The sequence below is a fragment of the Polaromonas sp. genome (assembly GCF_031411155.1).
Lineage (GTDB): Bacteria > Pseudomonadota > Gammaproteobacteria > Burkholderiales > Burkholderiaceae_C > Polaromonas.
Map to the genome: position 1 here is coordinate 1 of NZ_JANOAL010000113.1, position 10,538 is coordinate 10,538.

At 64.0% G+C, this 10,538-nt stretch carries 8 protein-coding genes; 5 read left to right on the forward strand and 3 right to left on the reverse strand.

Annotated elements, in window-relative coordinates:
- A partial coding sequence (locus RMO23_RS07770; RefSeq protein WP_309680153.1) for a hypothetical protein occupies positions 1-278 on the reverse strand: 278 nt, incomplete at its 3' end.
- 278 nt (positions 279-556) lie between these two features.
- Complete coding sequence (locus RMO23_RS07775) at positions 557-2,710, reverse strand: AAA family ATPase (protein ID WP_309680155.1); 2,154 nt, start codon at positions 2,708-2,710, stop codon at positions 557-559.
- Between the two features lie 473 nt (positions 2,711-3,183).
- Here RMO23_RS07775 and RMO23_RS07780 point away from each other — a divergent pair, with 473 nt between their 5' ends.
- From RMO23_RS07780 to glp, 5 genes are all read left to right on the forward strand, one after another.
- Complete coding sequence (locus RMO23_RS07780; protein ID WP_309680157.1) at positions 3,184-4,617, forward strand: aldehyde dehydrogenase family protein; 1,434 nt, start codon at positions 3,184-3,186, stop codon at positions 4,615-4,617.
- Between the two features lie 62 nt (positions 4,618-4,679).
- Positions 4,680-5,441: an SDR family oxidoreductase gene (locus RMO23_RS07785; RefSeq protein WP_309680159.1), complete on the forward strand. Its 762-nt coding sequence runs from the start codon at positions 4,680-4,682 to the stop codon at positions 5,439-5,441.
- Between the two features lie 230 nt (positions 5,442-5,671).
- Complete coding sequence (moaA, locus tag RMO23_RS07790; protein ID WP_309680161.1) at positions 5,672-6,793, forward strand: GTP 3',8-cyclase MoaA; 1,122 nt, start codon at positions 5,672-5,674, stop codon at positions 6,791-6,793.
- Positions 6,794-6,875: 82 nt separating this feature from the next.
- Complete coding sequence (gene mobA, locus RMO23_RS07795; protein ID WP_309680167.1) at positions 6,876-7,454, forward strand: molybdenum cofactor guanylyltransferase MobA; 579 nt, start codon at positions 6,876-6,878, stop codon at positions 7,452-7,454.
- Positions 7,451-8,794: a gephyrin-like molybdotransferase Glp gene (glp, locus tag RMO23_RS07800; protein WP_309680163.1), complete on the forward strand. Its 1,344-nt coding sequence runs from the start codon at positions 7,451-7,453 to the stop codon at positions 8,792-8,794. The genes mobA and glp overlap by 4 nt, the downstream gene beginning before the upstream one ends.
- Before the next feature lie 127 nt (positions 8,795-8,921).
- On the opposite strand, the gene RMO23_RS07805 is transcribed toward glp, so the two are convergent.
- A partial coding sequence (locus RMO23_RS07805; RefSeq protein ID WP_309680165.1) for an efflux RND transporter permease subunit occupies positions 8,922-10,538 on the reverse strand: 1,617 nt, incomplete at its 5' end.

Below are 10,538 nucleotides of genomic sequence, written 5' to 3' on the forward strand. Positions count from 1 at the left end.
ATGTTTTGCTGCAGCACCTGGGCCTGGCGCCGGGCGCTGGCTTCGTCGGTCAGAAAGTCCAGCAGGATGGCACCCACGTCGAGCGCAAACAGGTCTATCTTCAGGCCAAAACCCTCGACCCATTCGCGGTAAGCGCGCAGCCTGGCCAGGTCCCACAGGCCGCCGGGCGCCACCAGGCCGGTGCCGCGGTTGTCAATCACGACCCGCTCCACCCCCAGCTGGGCCGACAGGCGCAAGCGCTCTGCCGGAGGATTGATGAGTTGCTCTCCGATGTACATGCTGATGCCTGACTAAATTGATTGAAGACTGAAAGCCCAAGGAAGCCGTGCTCCGGATGGACGCGCGTTCATTGTGGTTCAGCACTGGACGGGCATCAAGAATGGCTAGCCCGCCAAACCGCACGGAGTCCCACCATTTGGGACTGGCTCGGGTCAATGCCAAGAAGCCGTGTGTGCGCCCAGGCACGGACTCGCGTCAATGCCCCCGCAAGCGTCGCCAGAGATTTACCGGCCGGGGTTGGCCGGGCTTGGCCGTGGGTCGGCCGGGGTTGTCTGGATCAGGCCGCCAGCAGCATCGCCGGCTCATCCTGCGCCGCTGCGGGCTTGGCCCGCTGGGGCAGATCTTTTTCGAAGCGGCGGATTTCGTCCAGGGTCTCGCGCAGGGTCATTTCACCGGCCTTCATCAGGCAGGCGGTCAAATGCTCGGTCAACTCCATGTGCTGCGCCAGCGCGGCTTTGGTCTGGCCATAAAGCTTTTCGCTCTGCGCTTCCATGATGCTGCGGGTTTCCTCGTCGGGCGCAACACTGGCGCCGTCTTTCGTCAAGGCCGCGTAGTTCAGCCGCGTCTTGCGGTACATGCCCATCTCGCCGACCGCGTGGTGCAACAGCCGGGTGACCTTGGTGATGTCGTTGTGCGCGCCGCTGGTGGTGCCGTCTTCGCCAAAAAACAGCTCCTCGTTGGCCATGCCGGCCAGCAGCACCCGCACGTCGTGCTCCATGTCGCCCTTGGTCTTGAGCAGGTTGCTGCCCTGCTTGTGCAGCACGAAGCCGAGGGCGTTGTTGCGCGCGTTGGCTTTGAGCGAAATCTTGATGGTTTTCATCTCGGCCAGCAGGGTGTCCCAGTCGCCTTGCGCCAGTTCGCGCTCGTGCTGGAAGTCCATCAGGAAGTGGCCCCACTCGTGAACCGCAATGATGCGCCGGTCGCGCTCACGCTCCTGCGTGGTGTTGTCGTTGACGTTGCCGACCAGCACCCGCTCGGCGGCCTGCATCAGGGTGGCGGCGCCTATCATTTCGCCGGACTTGACGGCAATAATGCCGGCCTGGTTGACCATGGTTTCCAGGTCGGCCGGGCTGCTGCCTTCGGTCAACTCGACAAAGTGACGCAGGTCCAGGTCGGGCATGACCTTGTCGGCACGCTGCTTCAGGTAGTGCTGGATGATGCCGAGCCGCTCGGCCCGGTTGGGCATGCGAAAGTCCACCTTCATCTGGAAGCGGCGCAGCATGGCCTCGTCCATCTGCAGGTTTTCGGAATTGAAGTTTGACGCGACGATCCAGATGATTTCGGTGTCAAGCCGGGTCCGCACGCCGTCCAGCACGGCCAGCAGCATGTTCTGGGTATCGTCGTCAAACTTGCGGTTGCCGCCGCGCCGCATGAACAGGTCTTGCGCCTCATCCAGAAAAACGATGCAGCGCTTGCGCTTCTTGGCCAGCGCCAGAATGCGCGACAAGGTGTTGGAGCCGCCACCGACAAAACCGGTTTCCAGGTTCGCCGCCGAGTGAAACAGGATGGGCAGCTCCAGTTCCTTGGCCAGGTAGCTGGCCAGCTTGGTTTTGCCGGTGCCGGCCGGGCCGCTGAACATCACATTGAAGGGCTTGTTGACGCCGTAGGCGGCGTATTCCGTGCGGCGCTCGTACTGGTCCCGGATCTGGGCCACCTCGGCCTTGATGTCGTCCATGCCAATCAGGTCGTCAATGTCCCCGCTGATCTCGCCGGGCGCAATGAACTTCAGGGCCTTGCGCTGGCCGCCCATCTGAAACCACAGGAAAGCCAGCAGGCCCGCGGTCAGCGAGACTGAAAGCAGTGCACTGGCGCCGGCTTTCCAGGAGTCCAGTTCCGATTGCGGGCGGGCTTCGGCAAAGCGTTGCTCCAGGCGCGCAAAAACCTGCAGGCTGGCAGGGTCCAGCGCCGCCTTGGGAACAAAGGTCAGCTTGCCTCCCCAGGCGGCGGTCACGGCCTTGTCGGTCAGGATCTGGGTCTCCATGTCGGACGGGTAGTAGGCATATTGCTTGCCCTGCGACTCAATCAACACGAAACGCTCGGAGACGGTCCAGAGAATGGGCCGGTAGATGATGGTGATACGCGCGACCGGGTTGGCCTCCAGAAAGCCCAGCACCGAGCCGGTGCCAAACACCACGGGCAGCGCTTTGTTGTAGCTCCAGACCGCTTCGCCGTTCGCGCCAGTCGTGGCCATGGCCTTGACCTCACTGGCCATTTTTTCCTGGCGCTGCAGCGTTGACCAGGCGTAAAAAGCCGTCGCCGGAATCATCAGCACGATGGCCAGCACCGCCAGCTTGATGCCTTTGTTCTGGAGCGACCACCAGTCCTGCAGACGGCTCAGCGCGCTTTTGATCAGGTTGAGCAGCCCCGCCGGGGCGTCAGCCGCTTCGTCGGCGGGGAGTGCTTCGGTCCGGCCTGGTGATAAATCGGTCATTACCTGTGTCCTGTCAAAAAAATGCTGCACCGGCCGTTTCAACGTCCGTGGCTGCGAATGGCGGTATGGGAGGGGGCAAAGAGCGCGAAAGCGGTGTTTCTCTGCGGTGGTGCCGGGCGGTAAAGGCGGGGATGGCGTAGAAGCACAAGCCGCGCCCCTGTACCGAAAGCACTTTTTTGTAGGCTCAATCCTACATAAAACCGGATTTCCTTGCTGTTAAGTTTGGTAATCGGCGCCGTGAAATCGCCCATCAACGTGATGAATGACACGGTTTTCCAGGCCCCAGCCTTGCTACTGCAGCCTGAGAATCGCTCGCGGCACGGCAGGCGGCGCCTGAAGCGCGCCCGCCCAGCGACACACAAACCCCGGATTAGCTATTAATTTCATAGCTGGCATGGCACGTGCTGACTGGGCATACAGCCAATTCGATGCCCAGTTCAGGCAAAAACCGGGTTTGGAGCAAAATCCTGTGCATGCAACTCAATTACATCGCCAACGCTTCCATCCCGTCCTCGTCCGGCAGAACCATTCCGGTGATTGACCCGTCCGACGGTCAGGTTTTTGACGAGATTCAGCGCAGCAACCCACTCGACATTGACCTGGCGGTGCGTAGCGCCCACGACTGCCTGGAGCTGGTCTGGCGCCGCTTCAGCGCCGCCGAACGCGGCCGCCTGCTGATGCGGCTGTCCCACAAGGTGGCCGAACACGCCGAAGAACTGGCGCTGATCGAGCAGCGCGACTGCGGCAAGCCGGTCCGGCAGGCCAGGGCCGATACGGCAGCACTGGCGCGCTATTTCGAGTTTTACGCCGGCGCCTGCGACAAGCTGCACGGCGACACGATTCCCTACCAGGAAGGCTACAGCGTGATGACCTGGCGCGAGCCGCATGGCGTCACCGGCCACATCATTCCGTGGAACTACCCGATGCAGATTTTTGGCCGCAGCGTGGGCGGCGCACTCGCGGCGGGCAATGTCTGCGTCGTCAAGCCGGCCGAAGACGCCTGCCTGTCGCTGCTTCGCGTCGCGCAGCTGGCGGCCGAGGTCGGCTTTCCGGCCGGCGCCATCAACATCGTCACCGGTTACGGCCACGAGGTCGGCGACGCGCTGGCGCGCCACCCCGGCATAGACCACATCAGCTTTACCGGCAGCCCCACGGTGGGCACGCTGATTCAGCAGGTCGCGGCCGAGCGCCATTGCCCGGTCACGCTGGAGCTGGGCGGCAAAAGCCCGCAAATCGTGTTTGCCGATGCCGATCTCGATGCCGCCATTCCGGCCATCCTCAACGCCATCGTACAAAACGCCGGCCAGACCTGCTCGGCCGGCTCGCGCCTGCTGGTCGAGCAAAGCCTTTACGAGCCGCTGCTGGAGCGACTGGGCCAGGCCTTCGAGAACCTGCGCGTCGGCCCGGCCAGCATGGACCTGGACGTGGGCCCGCTGATTCGGCAAAGCCAGCAGCAGCGCGTGTGGGATTTTTTAAGCGATGCGCAGGTTGCCAACATCCCGATGGTGGCGCAGGGCCAGATCGTGGACGAAGCCCCCGACACCGGCTTTTACCAGGCCCCCACCCTGCTGCGCGACGTGCCGGTAACGCACCGGCTGGCGCAGGAAGAAGTGTTTGGCCCGGTGCTGTGCGCCATGAGCTTCAAGAACGAAGACCACGCCATCGAGCTTGCCAACGCCACGCAGTTTGGCCTGGTGGCAGGCATCTGGACGCGCGACGGCGCCCGCCAGTTCCGCATGGCCAAACGCGTCAAAAGCGGCCAGATCTTCATCAACAACTACGGCGCCGGCGGCGGCGTGGAACTGCCGTTTGGCGGTGTGAAGTCATCGGGTTATGGGCGTGAGAAGGGCTTGGAGGCGCTGCATGGATTTACCACCTTGAAGACGGTGGCGGTTAGGCATGGGTGATCGTCTGGCCTGGCGTAAAGATGCCACAAGCTCACTTAACAACAGAAACGGGGAGCCAGCGCATGCGCGTCAAGAATAAATCCATCATCGTCACCGGCGCGGGTGGCGGCATTGGCGAGGGCATTGCCCGGCGGCTGGCGGCCGAGGGGGCGCAGGTCATCGTCAATGACATCAACGTGGCGCTGGGGGAGAAAGTCGTGGCCGCCATCGTCAAGGCGGGCGGCGTGGCCTCGTTCTTTGCGGCTGACGTCACTAAATCCGATGAGGTCAAGGCGCTGGTGGCCGCCGCCGTGCAGCGCTACGGCAAGCTCGACGTGATGGTCAACAACGCGGGCTGGACCCACCGCAACCAGCCGGCCCTGAACGTGAGCGAAGAGGACTTCGACAAGTGCTACGCCATCAACGTCAAAAGCATTTACCTGGCCACCATCCATGCCACGCCGGTGTTTCGGGCGCAGGGCGGCGGCAGCTTCATCAACATTGCCTCGACGGCGGGTGTACGCCCGCGCCCCGGCCTGACCTGGTACAACGGCTCCAAGGGCGCGGTCATCACCACCTCGAAGTCGCTGGCGGCCGAGCTGGGGCCGGACAACATCCGGGTCAACTGCATCAACCCGGTGTTCAACCCCGACACCGGCCTGTCGGCCGAATTTGCCGGCGGCCCGCTCGATGAGGAGCGCCGGGCGATCTTCAGGGCCAGCATTCCGCTGGGGCGTTTCTCGACCGCGCTCGACGTGGCCAACGCCGCGCTCTACCTGGCCAGCGACGAGGCCGACTTCATCAGCGGCATCTGCATTGAGGTGGACGGGGCGCGGTGTGTGTAGGGCCCCCACGTTCGCCCACTGCGTGTGGCTCTCTGCCCCCCGAGGGGGCGCTGCGCCTGCGGCCCGGCATGGCCGGTTCCGCGGCCCCTGCTGGTGTGAAGAGGACCCACGGATAATCGTTGTCCTTGCTCAATCAATGGTGCAATAACGCGCTGCGCTTGGGGATAAGGCCGCAACTTTGCTGCCCCGGCCGGGCCAATAGAGTAAATTCAGCCTCTGGGCCCTTTACCATGACCGACAAAATCATCCCCCTGGCAGACCTTCGCTACGCCGCGCGCGTGCCGGCCATTCCGGCGCTGCTGACGGCGCCCACCGGCCTGCTCAGCGACACGCTGGCGCGCCCGCTGCGGGATTTGCGCATCAGCGTGACGGACCGCTGCAACTTTCGCTGCAGCTACTGCATGCCAAGCGAGGTGTTCAACAAGGACTACGCCTTTTTGCCGCAAAGCTCGCTGCTGAGCTTTGAGGAGATCACCCGGCTGGCGCGTATTTTTGTGGCGCACGGGGTCGAAAAAATCCGCCTCACGGGCGGCGAGCCGCTGCTGCGCAAGCACCTGGAAGTGCTGATAGAAATGCTGGCCAGGCTGCAGACGCCCGCCGGCAAGCCGCTGGACATCACGCTGACGACCAATGCCTCGCTGCTGGCCAAAAAAGCCCAGTCGCTGAAAGACGCCGGGCTGCAGCGCGTCACCGTGAGCCTGGACGGGCTGGACGATGCGACCTTTCGCCGCATGAACGATGTGGATTTTCCAGTTGCCGATGTGCTCAAGGGCATTGAAGTGGCGCAAAAGGTCGGACTGGAGCCGCTCAAGGTCAACATGGTGGTCAAGCGCGGCACCAATGACGCCGAGATCATTCCGATGGCCAGGCACTTTCGCCACTCGGGCGCGGTGCTGCGCTTTATTGAATACATGGACGTGGGCGCCACCAACGGCTGGCGCATGGACGAGGTGCTGCCTTCAAAGCAGGTGATTGAACGCATCCACGCGGAGTTTCCGGTCACCGCCATCGACGCCAACTACCTGGGTGAAACCGCCGAGCGCTGGCGCTATGCCGACGGCGCGGGTGAGATTGGCGTCATCAGCAGCGTGACGCAGGCCTTTTGCAGCGACTGCAACCGGGCCCGGCTGACCACCGAAGGCAAGCTCTTTTTATGCCTGTTCGCCAGCCAGGGCCATGATTTGCGCGCCCTGCTGCGCAACGGCGCCGCCGACGAGCAGATCGCCGGCGCGGTGGCCTACATCTGGCAGGCGCGCACGGATCGCTATTCGGAACTGCGCGCGGCCATGCCTCCGGATGCCGGTCCGGCAGACGGCCGCAAGCGGGTCGAAATGAGCTACATAGGAGGCTGACTTGTCCAACTCTGATCATCATGTCCCGCTGCACGCAGAAGCCATTACCGGCCTGATTCTGGCCGGTGGCCGCGGCTCGCGCATGGGCGGGGTCGACAAGGGCCTGCAAAACTTCAATGGCGTGCCGCTGGCGTTGCACACGCTGATGCGGCTCTCGCCCCAGGTCGGCAACATCATGATCAATGCCAACCGCAACCTGGCCGCCTACGAGTCGTTTGGCGTTCCGGTCTGGCCCGACAGCACCAGCCTGGGCGAGTTTGCCGGGCCGCTGGCCGGCTTCATGACAGGCCTGGAGCGCTGCGAAACGCCCTATCTGCTCACCGTGCCCTGCGACACGCCGCTGTTTCCGCACGACCTGGTGGCGCGCATGGCCGATGCCTTTGTGCGCGAGGATGCCGACTTTGCAGTGGCCGCCGCACCCGAGGAAGACGAGCAGGGCCAGCTGCAGCTCAGGCCGCAGCCGGTGTTTTGCCTGATGGCGACCGACATGCTGGAAAGCCTGATGCGCTTCACCCAGGGCGGGGGCCGCAAGATTGACGCATGGACGGCGCAGCACAAAACCGTGATCGTGCCCTTCAACGCGCCCGGTGATGATGCGCGCGGCTTTTTCAATGCCAACACGCTGGCCGAGCTGCACCTGCTGGAGTCGCGCCTGCCGTGACCACGCTGAGCCAGATTGCCGCCGAACTGCAGGGCTACGACCCGCAGGCCATGTCGGCCACCGATGTGCAGCTGTTTTTATCCCGGCTCGTCTCACCGGTTGAAGATGCCGTTGAGCTGCCGCTGTTTGAAGCGCTGGGCCGGGTGCTGGCGCAAGACGTGGTGTCGCCGTTCGATGTGCCGCCGCATGACAACTCGGCCATGGACGGCTACGCCTTTGCCGGCCGGCAGCTGGCAGGCGGTGCGGCGCTGGAACTGCAGGTGGTGGGCACGGCACTGGCAGGCAAGGCCTGGCAGGGGCGCGATGGCCACGTCAAATCCGGCCAGTGCGTCAAGATCATGACCGGCGCCATCATGCCGGCGGGGCTGGACACGGTGGTGCCGCAGGAGTTTGTCAGTGCCCGGAATGACGTGATCGGCATTCCCCCCGGGCTGCTCCAGCTGGGCGACAACCGCCGCCTGCGCGGCGAAGACCTGGCGCAGGGCCAACCAGCGCTATTAAAGGGTGAGCTGCTCACGCCCGCACGTCTTGGGCTGGCAGCCTCTTTGGGCCTCAAAACGCTGCTGTGCTGGCGCCCGCTGCGGGTCGCCTACTTTTCCACCGGTGACGAAATCCTGTCGCTGGGCGACGCGCCGCGCGAGGGCGCGGTGTACGACAGCAACCGCTACACCGTCTTCGGCCTGCTCAGCCGCCTCGGTTGCCAGGTGATTGACCTGGGCGTGGTGCGCGACGACCCGGCCCTGCTGGAAGCTGCGTTTACCCGGGCCGCCGCGCAGGCCGACGCCATCATCACCTCGGGCGGCGTCAGCGTGGGCGAGGCCGACTTCACCAAGACCATGATGAAGAAGCTCGGTGACGTGGCCTTCTGGCGCATTGCAATGCGGCCTGGCCGGCCCATGGCCGTGGGGCGCATTTCATCGGTCAAATTGGCCTCTGGCCCAGATAATGCGCACCTTGCAAGCTATCGAAATAATAGCACTCCTGAAGGCGCCATCCTGTTCGGCCTGCCCGGCAACCCGGTGGCGGTGATGGTGACTTTTCTGGCCTTTGTGCGCCCCGCCCTGCTGCAGATGATGGGAGCCAGCAGCGCGCCGCCGCCGCTGCTCAGGGCGCGCAGCCTGGAGGCTATCCGCAAGAAACCGGGCCGCACCGAATACCAGCGCGGCTGGGTGTCCGCCGCCGCCGATGGCACGCTGCAGGTCAAGACCACCGGCAACCAGGGCTCCGGCGTGCTGCGCTCCATGGCCGAGGCCAATGGCCTGATGGTGTTGCACCATGCGCAGGGCAATGTCGCCCCGGGCGATGAAGTCGATGTGATGATGTTTGAGGGTGCGATCTAGCCCCCACGCTTTTCACTGCGTGTAATGCGCTGCCCCCCGAGGGGGCGCTGCGCCTGCGGCCCGGCAAAGCCGGTTCCGCGGCCCCTGCTGGGAGGAGAGTCCCATGCAAGCTTTCGATCGTCCTTAGCTATTTGGCAACGTATTCCGGATGCTCATGATGCGCATCCGGCTGTTCTTTGGCCACCGCCGTGTTGGCACCCGGTATCGCCTTGCGCGCAAACAGCGCATACATGGTGGGCACCACAAACACCGTCAGCAAGGTGCCCAGCGACATGCCGCCCACAATCACCCAGCCAATCTGGGTGCGGCTTTCGGCGCCGGCACCGTGCGACAGGGCCAGCGGCAGCGCGCCCAGCACCATGGCGCCCGTGGTCATCAGGATCGGGCGCAGGCGCTGCGCCGACGCCTTGACCAGCGCATCGATCATTTCCATGCCCTGGCCGCGCAGCTGGTTGGTGAACTCCACAATCAAAATACCGTGCTTGGTGATCAGCCCCACCAGCGTGATCAGCCCGATCTGCGAATAGACGTTGAGCGAGCCGCCCGACCACTTGAGCGCCAGCAACGCACCAATCATGGACAGCGGCACCGACAGCATGATGACCAGCGGGTCGACAAAGCTTTCGAACTGCGCCGCCAGCACCAGAAAGATAAACACCAGCGCCAGCACAAACACAATCGCCAGTGCGCCCTGCGAATTCTTGAACTCGCGGGAGGTGCCGTTCAGGTCGGTGCTGTAGCCGCTCTTGAGGACCTTGGCAGCGGTCTGGTCCATGAAGGTCAGGGCCTCGCCCAGCGAATAGTCGCCCGCCAGGCCGGCGGTGATGGACACCGATCGGCGCTGGCCAAAATGGTTCAGCTCGCGCGGCGACACGCTTTCGCGCACCTTCACCAGGCTGGAGAGCGGAATCATCGCGTCATTGCGTCCGCGCACATAAATCCGGTCGATGTCCTCGGGCGTGCTGCGGCCACTGGCCTGGGTCTGCACAATCACGTCGTACTGCTCGGCATCGCGTTTGTAGCGCGTCACGTTGCGGCCGCCGAGCAGGGTTTCAATCGCCTTGGCCACCACTTCAATGCTCACGCCGAGGTCGGCCGCCTTGTCGCGCTCCATCTCGACGCGCAGCTCGGGCTTGTTCAGGCGCAGATCGACGTCGGGCGAGACAATGCCGGGATTCTTGGCAATCTCGTCCAGCAGCTGGCGCACCACGGTGTTGAGGTTCTGGTAGCTGTCGGAGGTCTGGATCACAAAGTTGAGCGGCCGCTCGCGAAAGCCCTGGCCCAGCGAAGGCGGCGTGATCGGAAAGGCGGTGACCCCTGGCAGTGCATTGAATTTGGGTTGCAGCTCGCGCGCCATGTCCATGGTGGACCGCGTGCGGTCGTCCCAGTCCACCGTGCGATACACCACCGTGGCCTGCGCCACCGTTGGGTTGCCGACGTTGGCAAAGATGCGGTCAAACTCCTTGAACGGTTCGCCCATTTTTTCCAGCACTTTCGCATAGCGGTCGGTGTAGTCCAGCGTGGCGCCGTCGGGCGCGTTGACATTGGCCAGGATCACGCCGCGGTCTTCCATGGGCGACAACTCCTGCTTCATGGTCGGAAAAACCAGCAAAATGGCAACCGCGCTGACCAGCATCACCGCCAGCACAATCCAGCGCGCCTGCAATACCCAGCCGCCAATGCGCTGGCCCATGCTGGCGTTGCCCGCCGGCCGGTAGCGCCGCGTCACCACCCAGCGCAGCGC